The sequence below is a fragment of the Brevundimonas sp. TWP2-1 genome (assembly GCF_049897645.1).
Classification (GTDB): Bacteria; Pseudomonadota; Alphaproteobacteria; order Caulobacterales; family Caulobacteraceae; genus Brevundimonas.
Genome location: NZ_JAFCWR010000002.1, coordinates 234332 through 257094 on the forward strand (window position 1 = coordinate 234332; position 22763 = coordinate 257094).

Annotated in this window: 19 protein-coding genes; 3 read left to right on the plus strand and 16 right to left on the minus strand. The window is 68.1% G+C overall.

Annotated features, from left to right (window positions below; translation table 11 throughout):
* Nucleotides 1-8: 8 nt before the first annotated feature.
* From ACP7BH_RS11385 to ACP7BH_RS11395, 3 genes are all read left to right on the plus strand, one after another.
* Complete coding sequence (locus ACP7BH_RS11385; RefSeq protein WP_425985260.1) at nt 9-749, plus strand: PspA/IM30 family protein; 741 nt, start codon at nt 9-11, stop codon at nt 747-749.
* Nucleotides 750-752: 3 nt separating this feature from the next.
* Nucleotides 753-1919 carry a glutathionylspermidine synthase family protein gene (locus tag ACP7BH_RS11390; protein WP_425985263.1) on the plus strand — a complete coding sequence of 389 codons (1167 nt, stop codon included), beginning with the start codon at nt 753-755 and terminating at the stop codon, nt 1917-1919.
* Between the two features lie 81 nt (nt 1920-2000).
* Entirely contained in the window at nt 2001-2879 is an 879-nt protein-coding gene (locus ACP7BH_RS11395) for a hypothetical protein (RefSeq protein WP_425985266.1), read from the plus strand.
* 51 nt (nt 2880-2930) lie between these two features.
* On the opposite strand, the gene ACP7BH_RS11400 is transcribed toward ACP7BH_RS11395, so the two are convergent.
* The 16 genes from ACP7BH_RS11400 to ACP7BH_RS11475 form a co-directional block, all read right to left on the minus strand.
* Entirely contained in the window at nt 2931-5948 is a 3018-nt protein-coding gene (locus ACP7BH_RS11400; protein ID WP_425985269.1) for a TonB-dependent receptor, read from the minus strand.
* A 72-nt stretch (nt 5949-6020) separates the two neighbouring features.
* Nucleotides 6021-7010, minus strand: a complete 990-nt coding sequence (locus tag ACP7BH_RS11405) for a FecR family protein (protein WP_425985272.1) — start codon at nt 7008-7010, stop codon at nt 6021-6023.
* Between the two features lie 87 nt (nt 7011-7097).
* Complete coding sequence (locus ACP7BH_RS11410) at nt 7098-7586, minus strand: RNA polymerase sigma factor (RefSeq protein WP_425985275.1); 489 nt, start codon at nt 7584-7586, stop codon at nt 7098-7100.
* Nucleotides 7587-7724: 138 nt separating this feature from the next.
* Entirely contained in the window at nt 7725-10502 is a 2778-nt protein-coding gene (locus ACP7BH_RS11415; RefSeq protein ID WP_425985278.1) for a TonB-dependent receptor, read from the minus strand.
* A 141-nt stretch (nt 10503-10643) separates the two neighbouring features.
* Nucleotides 10644-12479: a Ca2+-dependent phosphoinositide-specific phospholipase C gene (locus ACP7BH_RS11420; protein ID WP_425985281.1), complete on the minus strand. Its 1836-nt coding sequence runs from the start codon at nt 12477-12479 to the stop codon at nt 10644-10646.
* Between the two features lie 143 nt (nt 12480-12622).
* Entirely contained in the window at nt 12623-13108 is a 486-nt protein-coding gene (gspM, locus tag ACP7BH_RS11425) for a type II secretion system protein GspM (protein ID WP_425985283.1), read from the minus strand.
* Complete coding sequence (gspL, locus tag ACP7BH_RS11430; RefSeq protein ID WP_425985286.1) at nt 13105-14196, minus strand: type II secretion system protein GspL; 1092 nt, start codon at nt 14194-14196, stop codon at nt 13105-13107. The genes gspM and gspL overlap by 4 nt, the downstream gene beginning before the upstream one ends.
* Nucleotides 14193-15149 (minus strand): type II secretion system minor pseudopilin GspK, encoded by a 957-nt coding sequence (gspK, locus tag ACP7BH_RS11435; protein WP_425985289.1) that lies wholly within the window; start codon nt 15147-15149, stop codon nt 14193-14195. Before gspK ends, gspL begins: the two co-directional genes overlap by 4 nt.
* A 41-nt stretch (nt 15150-15190) precedes the next feature.
* Nucleotides 15191-15787 (minus strand): type II secretion system minor pseudopilin GspJ, encoded by a 597-nt coding sequence (gene gspJ, locus ACP7BH_RS11440; protein ID WP_425985292.1) that lies wholly within the window; start codon nt 15785-15787, stop codon nt 15191-15193.
* Entirely contained in the window at nt 15784-16152 is a 369-nt protein-coding gene (gene gspI, locus ACP7BH_RS11445) for a type II secretion system minor pseudopilin GspI (RefSeq protein ID WP_425985295.1), read from the minus strand. The genes gspJ and gspI overlap by 4 nt, the downstream gene beginning before the upstream one ends.
* A complete protein-coding gene (locus ACP7BH_RS11450; protein WP_425985298.1) occupies nt 16145-16609 on the minus strand; it encodes a GspH/FimT family pseudopilin in 465 nt (154 codons plus the stop codon). The genes gspI and ACP7BH_RS11450 overlap by 8 nt, the downstream gene beginning before the upstream one ends.
* Nucleotides 16590-17042: a type II secretion system major pseudopilin GspG gene (gene gspG / locus ACP7BH_RS11455; RefSeq protein ID WP_354039833.1), complete on the minus strand. Its 453-nt coding sequence runs from the start codon at nt 17040-17042 to the stop codon at nt 16590-16592. Before gspG ends, ACP7BH_RS11450 begins: the two co-directional genes overlap by 20 nt.
* 13 nt (nt 17043-17055) lie before the next feature.
* Nucleotides 17056-18273, minus strand: coding sequence for a type II secretion system inner membrane protein GspF (gspF, locus tag ACP7BH_RS11460; protein ID WP_425985301.1), 1218 nt, complete (start codon nt 18271-18273; stop codon nt 17056-17058).
* On the minus strand, nt 18273-19826 hold the full coding sequence (gspE, locus tag ACP7BH_RS11465) for a type II secretion system ATPase GspE (RefSeq protein WP_425985304.1): 1554 nt from the start codon (nt 19824-19826) through the stop codon (nt 18273-18275). The genes gspF and gspE overlap by 1 nt, the downstream gene beginning before the upstream one ends.
* Nucleotides 19823-21940 (minus strand): type II secretion system secretin GspD, encoded by a 2118-nt coding sequence (gene gspD / locus ACP7BH_RS11470; RefSeq protein WP_425985307.1) that lies wholly within the window; start codon nt 21938-21940, stop codon nt 19823-19825. The genes gspE and gspD overlap by 4 nt, the downstream gene beginning before the upstream one ends.
* Nucleotides 21937-22743, minus strand: coding sequence for a type II secretion system protein N (locus tag ACP7BH_RS11475; protein ID WP_425985309.1), 807 nt, complete (start codon nt 22741-22743; stop codon nt 21937-21939). The genes gspD and ACP7BH_RS11475 overlap by 4 nt, the downstream gene beginning before the upstream one ends.
* Between the last annotated feature and the right edge of the window lie 20 nt (nt 22744-22763).

The following is a 22763-nucleotide window of genomic DNA, read 5'->3' on the forward strand; positions in this document are numbered from 1 at the left end:
GACCGACCATGTCCATGCTCAGAAAACTGTCCGCCCTGTTTCGGGGTTCGGCCCATGACGCGGCCCAAGGCGTCGTCGACGCCAATGCGCTGAAGATCCTCGACCAGGAAATCCGCGACGCCGACAATGCTCAAGGCAAGGCGCGCGACGACCTGGCCGGCCTGGTGGCGCGCCGCCGCATGGCCGAAAACGAGATGGCCAGCTTCCGCGACCAGATCGCCAAATACGAAAGCTCGGCCCGCTCGGCCATGAGCCAAGGCAAGACCGACCTGGCCCGCGAAGTCGCCGGCCGCATCGCCGAGCTGGAGGTCGAGATCACCAGCCGCGGCCCGCTGATCGAGGACATGAAGACGGCCGAAACGCGCCTGCGCACCGCCATCTCGGCGACCGACCAGAAGATCGAGACGCTTCGTCGCGAGATCGACATCGTCAAGGTCAACGATTCCGTCCAGAAGGCCCAGACCTCGGTCGCCCTGAACTCGGCCGGCGCCCAGTCGCGCATCGGCTCGGCGGCGGACAGCCTGCAACGCATCAAGCAGCGCCAGGCCATCCAGGAAGAAAAGCTGAACGCCAATCAGGCGCTGGAGGATCGCCGCACCGGCGCCGACCTGGACGCCAAGCTGCGCGAGGCCGGCATCCTGCCCGGCCATTCGTCGGCCGACGACGTCCTGGCGCGCCTGAGCCAGCCGGAGGTGACGGTGGTCACGCCGCGCATCGGGCAGTCCACGCCCGACAAGGACCCGGCCTGATCCATGGAGCGTCTGCGCTTCGATCCCCGCACCGACTGGGACGCCAAGGCCGAGGAACTGGGCTTCACCTGGCGCCATACCGATGGCAAACCCTATTGGGACGAGACGGCCGCCTACGCCTTCTCGCTGGCCGAGATCGAGGAGGGGATCGAGGCGCCGACCGAGGAACTGCACGGCCTGTGCCTGGAGCTGGTCGATGAAGCCGTTCAGTCCGAGCGGCTGATGGAGCAGCTCGATATTCCCGAGACCATGCGGGACTATGTGGCCGACAGCTGGAAGCGGGGCGATCCGTCCCTCTATGGCCGGTTCGACTTCGCCTACGACGGCACAGGCCCGGCCAAGCTGTACGAATACAACGCCGACACCCCGACCAGCATCTATGAGACGGCGGTGTTCCAGTGGCTGTGGCTGGAGGACCAGATCGCGGCCGGCGCCCTGCCCGCCAACGCGGATCAGTTCAACAGCCTGCACGAAAAGCTGGTGGATCGCTTCCGCGCCATCTTCCCGAACGGCGGTTTCGTCCATTTCGCTTCGGACGCCGAGTTCGTCGAGGACCGCCAGACGGTGCGCTTCCTCGAAGACCTGGCGCGTCAGGCCGGGCTGGACCCTCAGTTCGTCGCCATCGACCAGATCGGCCTGAACGCCGACGGCCGGTTCGTGGACCACGAGAACTGGATCATCCAGGCGATGTTCAAGCTGTATCCGTGGGAGCAGATGCTGCGCGACGAATACGCCGCCCCCCTGCCCACCGCCGACGTGACGGTGCTGGAACCGGCGTGGAAGAGCATCCTGTCCAACAAGGCCATCCTGCCCCTGTTGTGGGAGCGGCACGGGGGCCACCCCAACCTGCTGGAATCCTATTTCGAGGGCGATCCGGCCGAGAGCGCGCTGGGGTCGTCCTATGTCCGCAAGCCCCTGTTCTCGCGCGAGGGCGACAATGTCGAACTGATCGACCAAGGCCTCAGCGCAGCCGAGGTCGTGGACGGCGGCTATGGCGAGGGGCGCTACATCCGCCAGGCCCTGTGCGACCCGCCGCTGTTCGACGGCAACCACGTCATCGTCGGATCATGGGTGGTCGGGACGGAGCCGGCGGGGATCAGCCTGCGCGAAGACACGGGCCGGATCACCCGCAACACCTCGCGCTTCGTGCCGCACTTCATCCGGGGCTGAGGCGATCGGCGTCGTAGGCGGCAACTAACGGTGACGCTCGCCGTTACCGTGGCCTTACACAGACGCCCGAAAGCCGCATCCATGTCCCATATCCGCCTCGCCCTGGTCGCCACGACCGCCCTGACCCTCGCCGCCGGGGCCGCCGGGGCTCAGACGCAGTATCCCTCCACGACGCAGGACCGCCTCGGCGCCGTGGTCGGCGCGCTGTTCGGGGATCGGCTCGGCTTGTCGGCGATGGACCAGGCTTGGCTGCGCGGTGGACGCCCTTTGCGTGACGGCCAGAGCCAATTCTCGACCCAGGTGGACGCCAGCTTGAGAGCAGGCTCAGTGTCCAGCTCGGCCGCGACGCGGTTGCGGTCAGACTACACCGCCTTGGTCGATCTGGAGACCCGTTACGCTGCTGACGGCATCAATACTCAAGAGCGCGCGGACCTTAACGCCCGCTACACGGCCCTGACCCAGACATTGCAATCCGGCGCTTCGGGTTATGAAGAGACCGACACGGTCGCCCAGGGTCGCGCCGCCTTCAATGCGCGCGTGGACGCTGCCATGACCGCACGTCGCCTGACCCGCACCGAGGCTACCCGCCTGAAAACCGACTACCAGGCCCTGATCCAGATCGAGACCCGCTACAATTCGGACGGCGCGATCAACGCGACGGAACGCGCCGATCTGGACGCGCGCCTTGATGCGCTGGACCTGCGTGTCGGCGACGGCCCGACCGGCACGACGCCAGCCGCCAATCTGACGGCGCGCGCGCGACTGACGAACCTGGAGACGACCCTGACCGCCGCCGAGCGCTCTGGCGCCGTCATCCGCGCCGAGGCCGCAGACATCCGCGTCGAGGCCGGCGACCTTGCGCGCCTGGACGCCGCCTACGCCCGCTCCAGCCCGTCGGCCGACGACACGGCCTACCTCAGCCGCCGCATCGGCGAACTGGAAACGCGCGCACGCCGCTAAGAGCTGCCCCAACCCTACCGCTCCTTCAAAAGCGGCTGCTCGTTTTCAGCGCTACCAGTTCAGCTCCAGCCCCACCGAAAGTTGTCGGCCGGCGGAGCCGATCTGGAGCAGGCGGGCGGGGGTGCGTTCGTAGGCCAGGTCGCGGGTGTCGGTTAGATTGGTGGCGGCGATGGACAGGCGGGTGCGGGCGTCGATCCGGTAGGTGGCCTGGGCGTCCAGATAGCCGGCGGGCCCGACGATGAAGGCCGAGACGCCGCCGCCCTGCAGGTCGGCCTCGGAGCGGAAGGCGGATCGCCACGACCAGGACAGGTTCAGCGCGAATGGGCCGCGTTCCAGGTAGGGATTGATCGACCAGGCGAGGTCCGACACGCCGGTCAGACGCTCGCCGTCCGCCAGGCGGCTGTCGGTCAAGGTGGCGCTGGCCCAGACGCCCAGTCCGCCGCCCAGCCGGTGGTGAAGGCCCGCCTCCAGCCCGTCGATCCGGGCCTGGCCGACATTGCGCGGTCGCGACATCAGGACCGGCGCCTGGACCGCCGCGCCGGCTCGGGTCTCGAACGTCAGGGTCTCGATCGCCCAAGTCGCCTGGATGAAGTCGCGGATCGTCTTGTGGAACAGGGCCAGGCTGAAACTGGTCCGGCGGCCGGTGACCTCATAGGACAGATCCAGATTGGTCGAGACATAGGGCGTCAGTTCGGGGTTGCCGCCGATCCCGCTGAAGATCACGCCCGGTTCGGGGCTGTCGACGGCCGCCAGCCCGTATTGGTAGATGGCCGAGACCAGGACGCTGGCGGGCACCGTCGAGGCGCGCAAGTCGGCCAGGGATGGGCGGGTTATGGTGCGCGACGCCGCCAGGCGCACGACGGCGTCGTCCGCGATGTCGAGGGCCAGGTTCAGGCTGGGCAGCAGGATCGCATCCTCGCCATCGTGGGTCAGGGGCGTGACCTGCGCCACGCCGCCGACGCCAGCCATGCGCGCGCCCTCGACATGGGTGCGTGTCCCGACCAACCGGAGACCCGCGTTGCCGAAATAGGACAGGCCGCCCCCGCGCCCGTCGAAGTCCGCCCGGACATAGGCCGCGGCGACCCGCTCCTCGACGCCGTAGGAGTTCTGCAGGTCCGAGCCGGTCGGCGTCAGGTCGTCCGGTCGAAACACCACGTCGTCGCGTTCGCCGGGCAGGACGAAGGCGGCGCGCAGCCGGTCGAACGCCGGCGTGATCCACGGACCGGGACGCGCCGCGATCAGGTCGGAAAAAACGTCTCCCGGCGTGACGCCGTCATAGAGGGCGGCGATGTCGCCCTGGCCGGGGCGCAGGGCCGCGCGTCGGTCGCGGCGCTGATAGTCGCGGCTGCGCGCGCTGAACTGGCCGCCCATCTGAACGGCTGAAAACCGAAGGCCGCCCCAGGTTCGGTCCAGGGTGCGGCGGGCGTCCAGGACGGCGGTCACGTCCTCGTCGCGGGACTGGACCGCCCTGATGCTCAACTGAGCCAGAACCAGCCGGGAGGGATCAAGCAGGTCGAATTCGGTCGTCAGTCGGTCCGTTCGACGGGCGTCGGCGGCGCCCTCCAGATCGAAGGCGTAGGCGACGCCTTCCGGCGACTGGGCCGACAGTCGCTCCAGCGGCGTGTCGAGCACGGAACGGGCGCTGGAGACGCTGAGGCGCGGGGTCAGCCGCCAGTTCCCGCGCCGCAGTTCGGCGCCCAGCGAGGCAGCGACGTTCAGGTGCGACTGGTCCGAGAACTCGGTGTTGTTGTCGATGCGGCCGGCGTCGATCCGTCCCGCCGTGACGACCCCGTCCTGAACCCGCTGAATCGCGCCCGGCGTCGCCAGCCGCTCGCCTAGGCCAAACACGAGCCGGTCCTCACGTATGGCGTTGTCGAAGGTCGAGACCAGGGCGTCGAAGTCGAGGCGCAACGCGGGCGAAACCTGCCAGTCCGCGCCGACGAAGCCGCTGCGGCGGCGTCGATCCTCGCTTTCGACCGTGGTGCGCAGGTCGTTGGGAACCGCCAGGGTGCGGCCGTCCAAGACGATCTCTCCATAGCGCATGACCTGAAACCGATCATAGCGGACCGATCTCTGTTCCTGCGAAAGACCGGCGACCAGGCCGGCGGAACCGCTGGACGACACCCATCGTCCGCCTACGGACAGATCGGGGCTGATGCGTCCATCGCGCGTCGTGGTCTCGCCGCCCAGCCGCAGCGTCAGGAACGGATCGCCGTCCAAGCCGCCGGCCGTCTCGATGTCGATGTTGGAGCCGATGCCGCCCTCGGTCAGGTCCGCCGTCGCGGACTTGGTCAGGCGCGCGCCCGCCAGCAGGTCGACGGACAGGGCGCGAAACCGGAACTGCCGCCCGCTCTGGGTCGAGTTGCGGATGTTCTCGTTGAAGGCCACGGGCGCGCCGTTCAGTGTCACGGACTGGAACAGCGGCCCCAGACCCCGCACGCTGACGAACTGACCCTCGCCGACCTCGCGTTCGATGGCCACGCCCGGCACGCGCTGCAGTGCTTCGGCCAGATTGGCGGAGGGCAGGTCGCCCATCCGTTCGGACGACAGGCCGTCGGAGATGACGTCGGCGTCGCGCTTGCGTCGCAAGGCCTCGTCGATCCGGTCCGACAGGCGGCCGACGACCTCGACCGCTTCCAGTTCGGTCGTTTCGGGCGGGGGCGGCGCGGCCGGTCTGGCGGTCGGTCGGGCGGTCGGGGCGGCGACCCAGATGCGCACGCTCCGCGATCCGACGAAGCGATAGCGCAGGTCGGTCCCCTCCAGCATCCGCGCCAGGGCGGCGCGCCAGCTCATCCGTCCGTTGACTGGGCGCGTGCGCACGTCCCGGCCGGGCCGTTGGACAAAGGCCAGTTCGCACCCCGCCTCCAGGCACAGGCGCAAAAGCGCGGAGGAGGCGTCCTGGCCGGCGATGTCGAAGGTCTGAACGCGCGATGCAGACTGGGCCCAAGCCTGGTGTGCAAAGGCCGGCTGGGCGAGCGCCGAGATCACGGCGACGGTCGCAAATCCGCAGACGACGCGCCATGGCTTGCGTCGCACGCCGGCGGGCAGCGATGCAGCGAGCGGTTTCAAACAGCGAGCCTCGGGGAGATGTTCCGTGAAGCCCTTAGCGCAGTCCCATGACAGGTCTGCGATACGGCCGCCTCACTCCGCGCGGATCAGCCGACGGCCGTCTTCGTCCTGCACGATGCGGATCGGCAGCAGGGCCGCCATCCGGTCCTCCAGCGCATCCTCGCCCTCAAGCGGCAGGATCACCGTCACGCGCGTCCGGCCAAGCGCGGGATCGGCCAAGACCAGGGGATGGTCCGAGTAACGGGCGACGGCGGCGACCACGGCCGACAGGGGCGCATCCTGGAACACCAGACGACGCTTGCGCCAGGCCGTCGCCATCTCGACGTCGGCGGCGGTCTTGCGGATGCCCGGCTTGCCCGGCTGGAAGTCCGCGCGTTCGCCCGGCGACAGCGTAAGGGCGCCGTCCAGCGCACCTTTGGCCGTCGCGTCGCGCGTCCCGACCGCGACCCGCCCCTGCAACAGCGAGATCTGCGCACCGTCGCCGGTCAGGGCCGTGACGAAGCGCGTGCCGGTCACGATCACGCGGCGATCCCCAACCGCCACCTGGAAGGGTCGGGCGGTGTTGTGGGCCACCTCGAAATAGGCCGCGCCCCGCTCCAGCGTCGCACGGCGCGCGTCGTCGCCCAGGTTGACGCGGATGGCGGACCCGGCGTCCAGCGTCACCCGCGACCCGTCGTCCAGGGCGATGTCGGTGATCCGGCCGGGCGCCGCCTCATAGAGCCGACCCTGTTCGGCGCCTTTCAACATCGGGACCAGGACCACGGCGGCGGCGACCGCCGCCGCAGCGAGACCCGACGCCAGCAAGGGACGGCGCGTCGTCGACTTGCGCTTGGTGCGGCGCAGGGACGCCAGATCGCCGGCGAAGGCGCTGCGCAGGGGCTCCAGCGCGGCCTGGTCGGCCTTGGCCTGTTCATACTGACGCAGATGGTCGGGGTCGGCCTCCAGCCATGCCAGCAGCGCCGCCTGCTCGCGCGCGCCCGCGCCCGGCCGCGCCATGCGGGCCAGCCACGCCTCGGCCGTCCTTGGACGAGCGGCGATCAGGATGTTCAGGCGCTTCAGCATCAGCGTGGCGATTTCCTTTCACACGCGCGGTGCAGGTCGCTTTTGCGGCCTGCCTCAAAAAGCACAACGATCCAGCGGCGAGACACCTCAGTCGCCCCGCGATTTCTTCAGTTGACGGAGGGCTTCGGCGATATGTTTTTCGACCATGCTGACGGATACGCCCAGTCGTCCGGCGATTTGGCGATAGGTCAAAGCCTCGAACCGATGCAGCAGGAAGGCGTCGCGGGTCTTGGGCGGCAGGGCCCGGATCACGGCGGCGGCGGCGGCCAGGTCCTGGCGGCGGATCAGGCCTGTCTCGGCGTCAGGCGTCTCGCTGGCGATCGCGCGCGGGCCCTTGTCCAGGTCATGGATGTCATGGGCGCTGCGTCGGGCGGTCTCACGGCTGTCGGCCTTCCAGCGGTCGAGCTGGATGTTGCGGGCGATGACGAACAGCAGGGGGCGGGCGTCGGCGCTGTTCAGATCGTGGCCAGCGCGGTGGAAGCGCACGAAGGCCTCCTGAACCACGTCCTCGGCGTCGCCGGCGCCGCGGGTCTTGCGCAGCAGATAGGCGACCAGATCGGCCCGCAGACGGTTCACCTCGGCCTCAACGTCGGTGTCCGGCGCACGCGCAAAGACGCCCCCTCCTGAGAAGGAGGAGGCGTCACGGCGAGGCGAGCGCGCGGGGATCACGCGCTCGCCTGACAGTCAGGGCAGGGGTTCAGGTCCACGAACGGATCAGAACTCCATCCGCAGGCCCAGATTGATCCGGCGTCCCGACATTTCGTACATCGTGGGGAAGGACGGATCCATCGTGTAGCCCTTGGTCGCCTCGTCGGTGACGTTGATGCCTTCCAGGTTGATCTGGATGGCGTCGGTCACGCGATAGCTGGCCGACAGATCGACCTGGCCGTAACCCTCGCGCCAGATCGGATACATTTCGTAGCCGATGGCTTCGACGTATTTGTCCTTGAAGTTGTAGGACGCACGCGCCTGGAACCGGGCGTTCTCGTAGAAGAGGGTGACGTTGTAGGTGTTGTCGGCCAGGCCGACCGGCGGGGTGGGAATGCCCAGCTTCGACGTGCCGGTCAGCGAGCTGTCCAGAACGGTGTAGTTGGCGTTGATCCCGAACCCTTCCAGCGGCGCGTAGAACTGTCCGAACGGCACCACGGCGACCAGTTCGACCCCGCTGACCTCATAGGAGCCCGCCTCGTTGATCGGCTGGTAGACATCGAAGGTATAGACGCCGTCGATCGTGCCGTTGGCGTTGTATTTGGTCACGTTCGGCACGGTGCCCGTCAGGGCCTGACGCACCACGCCCTCGATTTCCTTCCAGAAGTACGAGACCGCCAGAAGGCCGCCGTCGCCCAGATATTGCTCCAGCCCGACTTCCCACTGTTTGGCGTAGGTCGGCTTCAGGTTGGGGTTGCCGTCGGTGAAGCGGAACGAGTTGAAGCTGGCCGTGCGCTTGTAGGCCAGATCGGTCAGGGCAGGGCGGATGAGGGTCTCGGACGCCGCTGCGCGGAACACCAGGCTGTCGGTCAGTTCGGCCGTGAGGTTCAGGCTGGGCAGCACCTTGTCATAGCCGCCGTCGCTGGAAATCGGGGCGGGGGTGAAGCCGGTCGTGCCGTTCGGGTTCTGGATCTGGTGATAGCCCGACGAGGTGATCGCGGTGTCGACATAGCGCGCCCCGCCGTTGACCGAGACCGGCACCGGACCGATGTCGAAGTTCAGGTCCGCCATGGCGTAGAGCGACAGGACCTTTTCCGAAACCTCGTAGTAGTCGCCGGGCGTGAACGGCGTGGAGAAGCCGTCGTAGCGGAAGGTGCGACGGGCATAGTCGTTCGACACCTGGCTCCAGGTCAGGTCGCGGATGCTGAAATCGCCGCCGGGCACCAGTTCGCCGATCGGCGTCAGTTCGCTTTGCGACATCGGACGGTTCAGATAGTCGACGCGGCCCGGTCCGGTGCCCTGGATGTTAAGGGCGCCGTACTGACGCTCCTTGGACTTGTCGGTATAGCGCGCGCCGAACTGGACGCTGGTCAGGGCCGGGAAGAAGTCCAGTCCCAGGTATTTGGTGAAGTCGATCTGGGCGGCGTATTTGTCGTCGGTGATCTGTTCCAGCGACGTCTCATAGGCTTCGAACAGATAGCTCTGAGGCGAGTTGTACATGTCGATCGAGGCGGGGTTGGCGCTCTGGATCGTCTCGCCGCCATCGGTGGTCCAGCGTGTCCGCGACGGCGCATAGGCGACGTGCTTCAGGTTCGAGTAGTCCAGCGTCTTCTCGGCGCCGGAATAGCCGGCCAGGGCGTGCAGCTTCCAGCTGTCGCCGCTCCAGTTCAGCTCAGTCCCGAACTGGCGATAGTCGGTCTCGTTGATCTGCTCCTTGCTGAGCATTTCGTGCTGGGTGGCGGTGTATGAAACGTCGCGCAGCACCACCATGCCGTAGTCGGCTAAAGTGGTCTTGTCGTACTCGTGGATCGTCTCCAGCGTCGAACGGCTGGAGGCCGAATAGGCGGCCGCATCATACTGGTCTTCGGTCGTCTCGTAGCGGCCGATCAGGGCGTCGAACGCCAGGCTGAAGTTGGCCGACGGCCGGTATTGCAGCGAAAGAGAGCCGCCCCACTGGTCCTGGGTGTTCAGATAGGCGCGGTCGCCGACCTTGTCCTGGAAGATGATGCGGTCGGTCTCGGCGGCGTTGGCGCGGTTCTGGACGATGACGCCGGCGTCGCGCGCCAGGACGGCCTGCGCCTGGGTTCCTCGCGTGCCGCTGGCGCTCAGGAAACGCGTCAGGGGACGGAAGTTGATGCCCGATTCCGAGTCCGTGCGGTTGGTCCGACGTGCGGTCGAGAAGGACACCAGCGCGCCCCAGTCGCCCCAGGTGTCGCTGGCCAGGAAGGACAGTTTCGGATCGGTCTTTTCCGAGATGGAGTTGTAGGCGCCCTCGACCGCCGCCACGACGCGACGCCCCTCGTAGTCGAACGGGCGGGCGGTCGAGATATTGACCGAACCGGCGATGCCGCCTTCCTCGTCCGCCGCGCGCGGGGACTTCTGGACCGTGACCTGCTGGATGATTTCCGAGGCGAAGATGTCGAACTCGACGTCGCGCCCGCCGCTGCCCGAGGCGGTCGCCAGACCGTTGATGGAGACGAAGGTGAACTCGCTGGGCAGGCCGCGCACCGACACGCGCTGGCCCAGGCCCCTGTTGCGTTCGATGGTCACGCCGGGGATGCGCTGCAGCGCCTCCGCCAGGTTCTGCTCGGGGAAGTTGGCGACGTCTGTGGCGACGATCGAGTCGGAGAAGCCGACCGTCTTGCGCTTGATGTCGACGGCCTCTTCCAGGCTGCGGCGATAGCTGCCGGTGACGATGATCTCGTCGACCTGGGACACATCCGCCTGAGCCGGGGCCTGAGCAGGGGCTTTCGTCGAGACTTGATCGGCCGTTTGCGCGAAGGCGGCGAACGGCGAGACGGCCGCGACGACCAGCGCCGTCGTGCCGAGAATTCGGTTCTTCATTTGGACTACCCCCAGAGAGCTTGACGCGTTTCACCCGCGAAACACGTCGACCGGCCCATGGCGTCACGCCGGCCGATCTACCGCCCTCAACGACGGCGTCACCCCGCCCCTCAGCGTGTGACAGCCGATTTCATCCAATGTTCACGGCGCTGTCGCGTTCGACCCCTCAGCCAGCCCCAAACCGGCCTTGGCGAGCGCCGCCTGCACCTCTGCGCGCGCCGCCTCCATGTCGCGGCGGAAAGTCTCCGAGCGCTGTTCGGCGCCATAGATGACCACGCCCGACAGGATGCCGGCCTCGGCGGCGCTGTAGCTGTGCGAGCCGCAGACGAAGCGGCTTTCGGCGAACTCGCGACCGCGCGCATACAGGGCGTCGGCGCGCTGGGGCGCCAGTTCGGCCAGGATCATGGCGATGTGCATGCCGTGCGCCGAATGGCCGGACGGATAGTCGGGATTGCCCGCCAGGTGATCGCTCTTGGCCTCGCAGATCGGCAGGTCCGTGCCGATGTAGGGGCGCTTGGTGCCCCAGTGTTCCTTGGCCACGCCGACCACCGACCGGTCGTTGCCCGACCGGTCCAGAAGGGCGGTCAGCACCGGGGCCTCTTCCTGCGTCAGGCGCACGCCCAGCGCCTGGGCGAAATGGTCGTATTTGTCGCCCGTGACGTCGCCGGTCGCCACGTCCCAGCGCGCCGTGCCCTGAAGCGCGCGGGTCTCGCGAAACACCCCGGCGTTGGCGATGTCGCGGGGCGAGCCCGGCTCGGGCGGCGGGGCCAGCACCGTCGTTAGGTCCGGTCGCTCCGCCGGCGCCAGATAGCCGCGCACGGGCGCCCCCGCGATCATCTCGACCGCCAGCCCGTCGCACCGCGCCGCCGCCCGCACCGGATTGCACGCCGCCGCCTGGGCGCCCGGCAGACGCACCTCATAGGTCGCAAAGCGCGGATCGGCCCAATAGTAGTCGGTCGAGACATACTGCGCCCCGCTGGCGAAGGCGGCGGTGCGGCGGCCGACGTCGGCGGCCCTGGCCTCGACCGTGTCGGCGTCGGCGCGGGTGCGCACGATGAAGCCTTGGCGCACGGCCGCCCGGATGCGATCCTGCTGGGCCACCGGATCGTTCAGCGTCAGATAGGCAGCGGCGGGGCTGGCCTCGTCGGTGTTGACGAACATCGCCCGGCCCTGAAGCGACGGACGGCCCGCCGCATAGGCCGCGACCTTCTCCGGCCCTTCGTCCAAAGCGAAGAAGACCTTGCCGCGGGCCTCGCCGACCGTCGGCCAGCCGCCGGCCAGCACGCCCTCGCGCAGGGTGGCGTGGCCGCCGCGCACCTGGTCCGGCGTGATCAGGCGACCGGCGTCGAACACGGCGCGGATCTCGGCGTCCAGCGCGTCCCAGGCCGCCGCGTCGAAGTCCATCGGCGCCACGCCGCCGGGCATCGAGGCCGAGCCCGTCTTGGCGTTCAGCATGATCAGGATCGGCGCATGATCGGGATGGGCGGCCGACCAGGCGCGGATCTGGGTCAGACAGGCCACGAAGGTCAGACAGGAACTGCGGAAATCCACGTCGGGCATATGCAGCACCTTCATCCCCGACCGCGCCATGGCGTCCTGGAAGCCCGCGCTCGTCGGCGCGCCCTGGCCTGCTCGGCCCAGGGCCGAGGCCGGACGCGCATAACGCCCGCCCTGGGGATCGTTCAGCACGTCGATCTCCAACTGACGCGCGCCGGCGTCCAGTTGTTCCGTCAACGGACGATGGGCGTAATCCAGCCCCATCGCGCGCGGATCGACCGCCGTCATCGCCGCCAGTTCCGCCTCGGGAATGGCCAGCTTGTAGCTGTTGTGAGTGCCGACCACGGCGATGTCGTTCATCCGCAACGACCGATCCATCCAGGCCCGCGCACAGGCGTCACCGCCCGCTGCGCCTACATCGGCGGCGGTCGGCTCGCAGGACGAGGCACCCAGAAGCAGGGCGATGACAAGAGCGCTCATGATCGATCTCCGGGAAGGACGCCGCTGGAAATCGCGCGTCCTTCAGACAACGACCGTGGACCACGCTTCCTCAACAACGGCGTGACAGGGCTCGAAGGGATGACGGCTCTTAGGCAGACCTGATGGCGGCGTGCGCAGCGGCTTCAGGGCGTGGCGAACCCGCCGTCCACCTGGAGGGTGGCGTCGGCGTTTTCGACAACAGCCAGCCGCGAAACCTCCAGTCCATGCTCCGCCTTGAGCGTCATCAGCCAGGGAAAGAGTTGCGCGCTCGTCGTTCGATCGGCCCGGAACCCCAGCCCGCCTGACGGGTCCATCCCAGTGGTGATGACCAAGCCGGCCGCCTCGGCGCTCTGCCGGACCAGGGGTTCGATGTCGGTCCGGGCCGTTTTTGCGACGGCGGCGTCCGGACTCTTCGGCAGACGCCTGACGCCCGCATCGACCTGCAACAAGGTCGTGCGCGCCTCGGCGCGCCGCTCGGCTGCGGCTTCGCGCCAGGCCCATGCGGGACGGACGACGAGCAACCACAGGAAAACCCCAGCAGCGATGAGCGCCATGACGGCGAGCATCTGCCGCTCGCGATCCGTACGCGACCACCACCAGCGCGTCGCCGGATCGAACAAGGCAGTCATAATGCGGCTCCGATCCGGATTTCGCTGACGATGCGCCCCGTGTCGTCGACCGTGCTGGCGTCCTCCATCACGAGGCCGGCGCTCGTCACAGCGCGTTTGAGCGTGTCGAGGTCCTGATAGGCGGAATAGCTTACGGTGGCCCGCACGCCGCCGTCTGGATCTGCAGCGAAACTGTCGAGTTCGGCGCCATCGACCCCCTCGACGGCGACATAAAGGGCCGCAGCGACGCCGGTGACGCCCCCCGCCGGGGCCGATGCGAGACGGGCCTCCAGGGCGGCCCTGGGATCGGGAGAGGCCGCCAGATCGGGCGCAGCACGCGTCAGGATCTGCCGGGTCTGGTTCTGCATACGGTTCGCCATGATGTCATCGCGCGCAGCCATGGCGAGGGTCAGGATCAATGGGGTCGCCAAGAGGATGACGGCCAGAGCCATCACCCGCTTCCAGTTTCCGCCCGCAGAAACACGGCGGCGCTCGATGAGGTTGATCGCCGGCCGCAGAGCCGCCTCGATCATCAGGCGCTCGATATCCTCAGGGTCGTCGACAATGACGAGCGACCAGCCTTCGGTCAGCAGTTCGACCATGTCGGGCTGGACGGTCGCCGCCAGACGCCGACCCCGCAGTGCGACATTGGGCGCAAACGACACCGCCACGATACTGTCTTCGGCTAGCGGCGCGGGAACGACGAGCGTGTCGGGCATAAGGACGTCGACGGCGACACCCAGCGCTTCGCAATAGTCCAGCCAGACCCGGCGCAAGGACGCATCGAATACGACCGCGATCCGATCCTCGCCCTCGACGGCTGCGCTCAGGGCGACCTCAAGGCTTTCCGAGGCCACGGCCAGTTGTTCCCGCAAGGCCCAAAGGACCGCCGTGCGCTTCTGAACGTCGCTCCCCGCCGGCACGTTCACCCCACGGACGAGCACATCGGCGCCGGGCGCAATGACGACCGTTCGCATGGCCAGGGGTTTCTCGACCGGATCGAGCGGCATCAGGCCGCGCTGCAAGACCGCGCCGTCCGGCGCAATCACCATGAACGGGGCGGGTTCCGAAGCCAGGCTCGGGATCAGGATCAGGCGGGTGGAGCTCATTCGTCGAGGGTCCAGCGTTGGATGACGGTTCGGGCCCCGCCCTCAGGCGGCGCGTAAAGCAGCGCGGTGCGGACGGCGCGAGAACCGCCGTAGTCGACATCGACGCGCAGATCGAAATAGCGGGTGAGAAGGCTCGTCTGCTCACGCGCCTGCGGGGAGGCCGCAGAGCCAAGCAGCGCCGGCTGGCTCCAGAAGGCGTCGACGCTTTGCCATCCGTTGCGAGGCCGCGCCTCGATCGCGGCGCGTGCGGCCGAAAGACCGATCTTGCCGTCCAGCAGCATCATCAGCAGAGGCGCCGCCTCCGGCTTCAGGGTGTTGACGTTGAGCACGCTGGGCCGAGCGACCGGCAGGGCGCAGACGAAAGGTCGCAGACGGCGGTAGGTTTCGGCGTCGAACCCGCGGATCGCGCGAAGCTCGCTGACCTCGGTCAGCATCACGCCGCCGGTTCGATAAGGGATGGCCGAACCGGCGTATGAGCCGTCTTCTGCGCCCGCCGCCCGGGTCGCCGGATCGACGTCCAGCCAGTCCACCAGACCGTCCGCCGCCGCAAGCGCCGCCCCTTCCGTCAAGCCCAGGCTTCGTCCAAGGGCGACGAACTGCGCGATCCCTGCGGGGCGCGCCGTCAGGTCCTCGCCCTGCCCCTCGACCACGCTGTTGAGGTTGAAGCAGTTCTGACCGTCGCGCACGACGGCGCTCAGGTTTCCTCCGTCGATCGGAAAGCTCAGGACGCGCCCGTCCCACTCAGGCTCCAGCGGCGTCCTGGTCGGTCCCATCGCGATGAGTTGGGTGATCTGGCGTAGCGCAAGCAGCTCGGCGCCGTCGGCGTACATCTGGGCCTGGGCCTGACCCTCGGCGTTCGTGGCGCGTCGGACCGAAAATCGCACGTCGTCCAGCACGGCGACGGCGACGACCGACATCACCGCGACCAGCAGCAGCACGGTCAGCAAGGCCATGCCTTCACGGCGTCCGGACGCCTTGGCTTTGCCCGACGCGGTCATCGGCCGCCCACCAGAAACAGCTGCTCGACCTCGCCCAGACCTTTGAGCGTCATCACCAGACGCACCGCGTCCGGCATCGGCTTGTCCGCGCTGGAGATAAAGGCCGGCGCCTCGACCCCGTCCCTGATGAAGCTGATCTTCAGACCCGAGACGCCGCGATAGAGCACCTGGGCCGATCCGACGCGCGCGCCGTCCAGCCGGGGCGCGACCCGTCGCTCCAGGCGGTCGTCGACAAGGCTGTACTCGACCCGCTGAAGCGAGGCGCGCGGCTGGTCGCCGGGATTGGACCAGCCGGCCCTCACCAGGATCAGGACCGGCGCGCCGGGCTGGGTCGCGCCGACGATGGGCTGCTGCTGCGGCCGCCCCGTCGTGCCCCGCGTCCGACGCGCGGTCGCCTGGCCGATATCCGACTTCAGCAGCGCCCGCATGCGCTGCAGGTCGCCGGTCCGGTCCGTTTCAGCCTTGATGGCGAAACGGTTGTCGATGGTCTGGGTCAGCACCGTCGCCCCTGCTGCGGCGATCAGGGCGAAGATCAGCAGCGAGATCATGACCTCGACGAGGCTGAAGCCGGCCCGTCCGGAAGCCCGCCTCATGAGGACCGCGCCCGGAAGGCCGTGCGGTCCGCCGCCTGCCCCTCGTCACTGGACACCCGGACCTCGACCCGCTGGATGTCGGCTACGTCGGTGGGCGCCACGGTCCGTGTCCAGCTCCAGTCCCGACCCGCCAGGTTCGTCCGCCCGTTCGACACGCCGTCGCTGAGCGAAGGTGCGATGACCGCCTCGACGACCAGATTGTCCGCCACGACGCCGCCGAGGGTGCGGCTCTCGACCCGCGCCGCCGAACGCGTGTTCTCTCCAGCCAGGTTCAACAGGGCCATGGCGGACAACCCGAAGACCGCCATGGCGACGAGCATCTCGACCAGGGTGAAGCCATCGCGCCGGGCGCGCCGATCAGTCATCGATCTTGACCTCTCCGGCGCCGTCCACGGTCACGGCCCGCGCCTGGCCCTCGCGTCTCAGGGTCAGTCGGTAGGGGTCGGCCACGCCTGTTGGATCGAAGACGACCAGCGCCGCCTCCTGACCCGGTTCGGCGACGGTGCCAGTTTCCCAAGGCACGGGTTTGAACGGCCCCTCCTGCAACCGTGTCCAAACCCGACCGTCGAAGGCCTGAAATCCATAGCCGGATGTCGTCGTCTCGACGGCGATCGGTCGGTTGGTCAGCACCGCCTCGTCCCGTGCGCTCGCCAACCGGGCGGCGAACCGCTCGGCCTCTGCGCCGACGGCGGGCCTCGGATCGGGGGCGACCATCACCACGGCGGCGCCCGCCATCGCGATGATGGCGACCGTCATCATCAGCTCGACCAGGGTGAAACCGGCGCGCGGCTTGCGACCTGGTCTAGCTCTGCCAGTTGCCAAGGTCCGCATCCTCACCCTCGCCGCCCTCCTTGCCGTCCGCGCCCCAGGAGAAGACGTCGAACTGACCGCCGTGCGTGCTCGGGCGCCGATATTGATAGTCCTGGCCCCAGGGATCCTTGGGCAGGCGGCGGACGTAGCCGCCTTCGCGGTAGCGCTCAGGCTGCGACAAGCCCTGGGGCGCCGCCACGAGGGCCTGCAGGCCCTGGGCGTTGTCCGGGAAGGTCAGATTGTCGAGCCGATAGGTTTCGATCGCCTGTTCGAGCGTCGAGATGTCGGCCCGGGCCTTTCCGACCATGGCCTTGCCCTGGGCCGGCAGGACATTGATGGCGACGACCGTCGCCAAAAGACCGATGATGACGATCACCACCATCAGTTCCACCAGGGTGAATCCGGCGCGTCGGCGGCGCTGCGTCTGTGTCTTGGTTTGGGTCATCTCAAGCAACTCCTCACCCCATCGCCAGGGTATTGATCTGAAGAATGGGCAGCAGGATCGACAGCACGATCAGGCAGACGATCCCGCCCATGATGACGATGATCGCCGGCTCCAGCAGGCTCAGCATCACGGCCGTAAATGTCGCGAACTCGCGCTCAAGATAGTCGGCCGCGCGGTCGAGCATGGGCTCCAGCCGCCCGCTGCTCTCGCCGGAGGCGGTCATGTAGACAAGAATGGGGGGGAAGACGTCGGCCCGGCGCATGGCGCTGGACAGACCGCCGCCTTCGCGCACCGTATCCGCCATCGTCTCGGTCGCGCGCCTCAGGGCCCGATTGGACACGGTGCGCGCCGTAATGGTCAGCCCCTCCAGAACCGGAAGCCCTGCGGCGATCATCGTCGACAGCGTCCGAGCCATCTTGGCGCCGTGCAGATCGCGGGTCAGTCGCCCGACCAGGGGCAATCGCAGTTGCAGGCGATCGACTGTCAGCCTGAAGCTTGGGTTTCGCCACATCGCGGCAAAACCGACCGCCCCGATGGCGATGACGAGCGCGAGCAGCCAGCTCCAGTTTTGCATCAGCTCCGACACGCCGATCACCAGGCGAGTCAGCAGCGGCAGGGTCTGCCCCATGCTGTCGAACTGATCGACGACCTTGGGAACGACGAAGGTCATCAGAGCCCCGATGACGCCCAGCGCGACGACGGCAAGGACGAGAGGATAGACCAGGGCTGTGATCACCTTGCCCCGAACCTGCTCGTCCAGTTCAAGCCTGTCGGCCAGGCGCTCAAGGATGGACTGAAGCGCGCCGGACGTTTCGCCCGCCGAAACCATCGCGCGATAGAGCGGTGGAAAGGCCCTGGGTTCCAAAGCCATCGCGTCCGACAGACGCCGTCCGCTCATCACCCCGCCGTGCACGGTCTCCAGGATCATTCGCACCATGGGCCGGTCCGCCTGAAGGGCGATGGTGCGCAAGGCCTCTTCAATGGGCGCGACCGAAACCAGGGTCGCCAGTTGCCGGGTCGTGAGCGCCAGAGCCTTCGAACTCAAACGCCCCGGCTTGCCCGAAGGCGCGCGATCGACACGAGACGCCGCGCCGGTCGAGGGCGCGATGTCCAAAGGGACAAGTCTTTTTCGACCCAGCGTCTTTCGGACGGCGGCGTCGTCCGGCGCCGCCACGGCGCCCGTGACGGTCCTGCCCTCTGCATCCACGGCCACATAGTCGAACAAGGCCATCAGGCCGCGACTCCCTGTGACGACATCGCGGGCTCAAGATGAGCGGCGTCCTGCTGCGTTTCCTGCCGGGCGACCCGCACGGCTTCCTCGACGGAGGTGACGCCGGTGACGACAAGTTCCCGGGCGCTCTGGCTCAGGGTGCGCCCTCCCCGCTCCGGCGACGCAAAGGCGATGGCGGCGATCGCTTCTTCTCCGGCCTCGGAGGCGATCAAACGGCGGACGCGATCATCCACGCGGATCAGCTCGTAGAGGCCCGTCCGTCCGACATAGCCCGTTTGATTGCATCGCGCGCAGCCGTGCGGACGCCAGACCGTCTGACCGATCGCAAGTCCCGCCAGTTTCGCGGTGGCGACATCCGCCGGCTCCGGGCGTCGGCACTCTTCGCATAGCCGTCGCACCAGCCGCTGGGCGACGATCAATCGTAGGGTCGAGGCCAACAGGAAGGGCTCCACGCCCATGTCGCGCAGGCGGGTGATGGCGCCCGCCGCATCGTTGGTGTGGACCGTGGTCAGGACCAGATGGCCCGTCAGGGCGGCCTGAACGGCGATGCTGGCGGTTTCGGCGTCGCGGATTTCACCCACCATGACGACGTCGGGATCCTGGCGCAGGATGGCGCGAAGCCCGGCGGCGAAGGTCATTCCCACCTTGGTGTTGACCTGGGTCTGGCCGACGCCGTCGATGGCATATTCGACCGGATCCTCGACGGTCAGAATGTTGCGGGTCGTGTCGTTGAGCAGGGTGAGACCGGCATAGAGACTGGTCGTCTTGCCCGAGCCGGTAGGTCCGGTCACCAGTATGATGCCGTTGGGCTCCGCCAGCGCTGCGCGGAAAGCCTCAAGCACCAGCGGGTCCATGCCCAGCCGGTTCAGATCAAGGTCGGCCTGCGCCTTGTCGAGGATCCGCAGCACCACGCGCTCTCCTCCCCGCGAGGGCAGGGTCGAGACGCGGACGTCCAACGTCTTGCCGCCGAGCGTCAGCGGAATTCTGCCATCCTGGGGCACACGTTTTTCGGCGATGTCCAACCGCGCCATGACCTTGATGCGTGACACCAGAAGCGGCGTGATGCGCGGGTTCAGACTCAGGGCCTCGCGCAGCACGCCGTCCACCCGCATGCGGATCGTCAGAGCGTTCTCGAACGGCTCCAGGTGGATGTCCGAGGCGCCCGCGCGCACCGCCTCGGCGATCACGCCGTTGATCAGCCGGATCACGGGCGCGTCGTCGGCGGTGTCCAGAAGATCGGCGGCGGCCGGCATGTCGTCGATCAGACTATCCAGTCCGCCCGGCATCCCCCTGCCCGGCAGACCCAGGTCATCGCCGTCGCCGGCCACCAGCGAGTCGCCCGCATAGACCTGCGACAGATGACGATCGAAAGTCGCCTGATCCATGTGTTCGATCTTGAGCGGACGCCCCAGCGCACGCCGGGCCTCGATAAGCCCCGCCGGGTCGGCGCCCTCCCTGAGACCGACCAGGGCGACGTCGCCGGCGTCGAGCAGGATCACGCCATTCCGCTTGGCGAACCCATAAGGCAGCGTCGGATTGACCCGAGTGATCATGGTCGCCCACCGGGCGGTGGAGCGCCATCCGCAACAGGCTGCAGGGGCGCCCCTGCGACCGAACCGACAGGCGCGGCCCCGACAGGGACATGTTCGGGCGGCGTCGCGCGCATATATTCGCGCAGCATTTCGTCCAGGCTCGGCTCAGCGCCTGGCGTGGCGGTCAGCTGCTGCTGGCGCATATAGCCCCAGCGGTCAGCGGCCAGCCTCTGGGCGTCGCTCTCCGACCTCACGATCGTCGGGCGGATGAAGATCATCAGATTGGTGCGGCCCCGCTGACGGCTGGTCGATCGGAAGAGAGCTCCGATCCCCGGCAAGTCGCCCAGTCCTGGGACCTTGTCGACCGACAGCCGATCATTCTGGTCGAGCAGGCCGCCCGCCACCGCAATGGCGCCGTCGTCGACGACCATCGTGTTCTCCAACTCACGCTTGTTGAGCACGAGATCGGACGAGGAGTTGGTCAGCACGCCGTTGATGCTCGACACCTCCTGACGCACATGCAGGGTGATCGAGCCGCCTGCATTGATCTGGGGGCGAACCGTCAGCTTGACGCCGATGTCCTGGCGCTGAGTGGTGCGGAAGGGGTTGGAGTTGCCGTCGAGCAGGGTCTCGCCGGTCGTGATCGGCACCTCCTGCCCCACCAGGATCGTGGCTTCCTCATTGTCCAGCGTCATCAGCGAAGGCGTCTGCAGCAGGTTGGACCCTTCGTCGGTCTTCGCCGCGTTGATGATGAAGCCGAACAGGCCGTCGCCGATACGGCCGCCGCCGCCGCCGACAAATCCGTTCGCGCCGAGCAGGCTGTTGAGCGCAAGCCTCTGCAGCTGATCGCGGATGGTCGCATCCTTTGGATCGTCCAGCTGCCCTGCGGCCGCGCCCCCTGCGATCGGCACCAGGGGCGTCGACCGGTTGGGATAGTTGGTCAGGCCCGCCGGATTGCCGTCCTCACCCGCCAGCACCCATTGGACGCCGAGCTCGCGCACCGCCGTGTCGCTCAGTTCGACCACGATCGCCTCAATCAGCACCTGCTGGCGACGGGCGTCGAGCTGACGGATCACCTCGGCAAGCATCCGTTGCGTATCGGCAGACGCCGAAATCACCAGGGCGTTGGCCCCGGGGAAGCGCGCGATCGTCGCCTTCTGGCCAGGCAAGACGGTCGTCGGCGCCGAAGCCGGAGCCTCGACAGGCGCCGTCTGACCGATCCCGCCAGACCCTCTTTGGCTCGCAGGCGTGGCGTTGGCGCTGGCCGCCGTCACCTGCTGGCCGACGATCTGCTGCAGAACCGGCAGCAACTGCTCCGCATTGGCGTGTTCGAGGAAGACGACCTTGACGTCGTCGGCCGATTGGGCGCGCCGGTCGAGGTCTTCGATCAGGGGGCGGATGCGCGCCACGGCGGCAGGGTCGCCACGCAAGATGACGGAGTTGGAGCTCTCGACGGGGGTCACGGACACCATGCCCTGCCCCGGCTGTCCGCCAGGCGGGGTGAGAACCGTCTGCAGAACGGCCGCGATCTCACGGGCGGAGGAGTTTTCCAGCGTCAGGACGTCGAAGCTGGCGCGGTCCACGTCGATGCGCGCGATCAGGGCGCGGATACGGGTCAGGTTGTCGGCGAAGTCCGCGACCACCACGCTGTTGCCGGCGGGATTGGGCAGGACCTGGCCCTGGGCGCCCACCAGCGGCCGAATGGTTTCCGCAGCCGAAGCTGCATCGATGTTGCGAAGCTGGAAGACTTCGGTCGAGAACCGCTCGGTCCCGACGGTCGACGGCCCCTGGGCCGCACCGGTCGCGGGACTGATGCGATAGGCGCCCGACCCCGTCGGCGTCACGACCAGGCCGTTTGCCCGCAGGGTCGACAGGAACACCTCGAACAACTCGGCCCGGCCAAGGGGTCTGTCGCTGGTCACCGTGACGGTCCCGGTCACCGCAGGATCGACGATGAAGGTGCGCCCGGTCATGCGGGCGACATCCTGAATGAAGGCGCGGATGTCGGCGCCCTGGACGTTCAGGGTTTGCCGGCCGGCGGACTGGGCCACAGCGGGCGCCGCCGTCAGCGGACCTTGCGCCAGCAAGATCGCCGAGAGAACGCCGGCAAGGAAGGTGGAACTGCGTCGGTTCACCGAGTTGTCCTTATGGTGGTCGTCTGCACTTGCCCGGCCCGTTCGAAACGGACCTCGGCATTGGCACTGTTGGCGAGTTGGCCCCGCAGGGCGGCGATCCGGTCGAGGCCGGTGAGTTCGTTGCCGTTGACGGACAAGATCACGTCGCCGGCCTGAAGACCTGCTGCGGCCAACTGGTCTCCGGAACCCGAGACGGTGAAACCCTTGATGGCCATGCCCTGCATCCGGGGACGCAAAGAGGCCTGGGCCATCAGTCTGGACGGATCGACGACGGCTGCCGGGACGGAGGGCGCGGACGCGGGCGCCGCAGGACCGACGACCTGCTCGCCCGGCGGCGGCGGAGGCGGAGGCGGCGCCCCGACCGGGATTTCGGAGAAGACCAGTCGGCTGACGGACAGGCCCCGCGCCAGGGTGACGTAGTCCTGCCCGACCTCCTTGAGCACCAGACCCGGCTCGACTTCCTCGCCGACACCCACGGAAACCTGACGCCCGTCGGCGAGGCCGATGATCGCCGACCCGTCGCCAGCGCCGCCGCTGCGCACGCCGAACAGGCGAAGCTGGGCCGTGTCCGCATTCGTCACATCCGCCAGGCTGCTCAGGCCGCCCGTGCGGAAGAAGGCGTCGAAACGCTGAAAGACGTTAAGGTCGGCCGGCTTTATCTGCGCCTGCGCAAGCGGCGCCATCGACGGCGCGTTCGGATCGACCACGATCCAGACCAGACGTCCGGCCTGAAGCAGCAGCAGGCCGATCAGGACAGCCTCGACCACCACCCGCAGATGCGCGGCGCGATCGGGACCGCGCACCGACTGCGCAGTCGCGGATG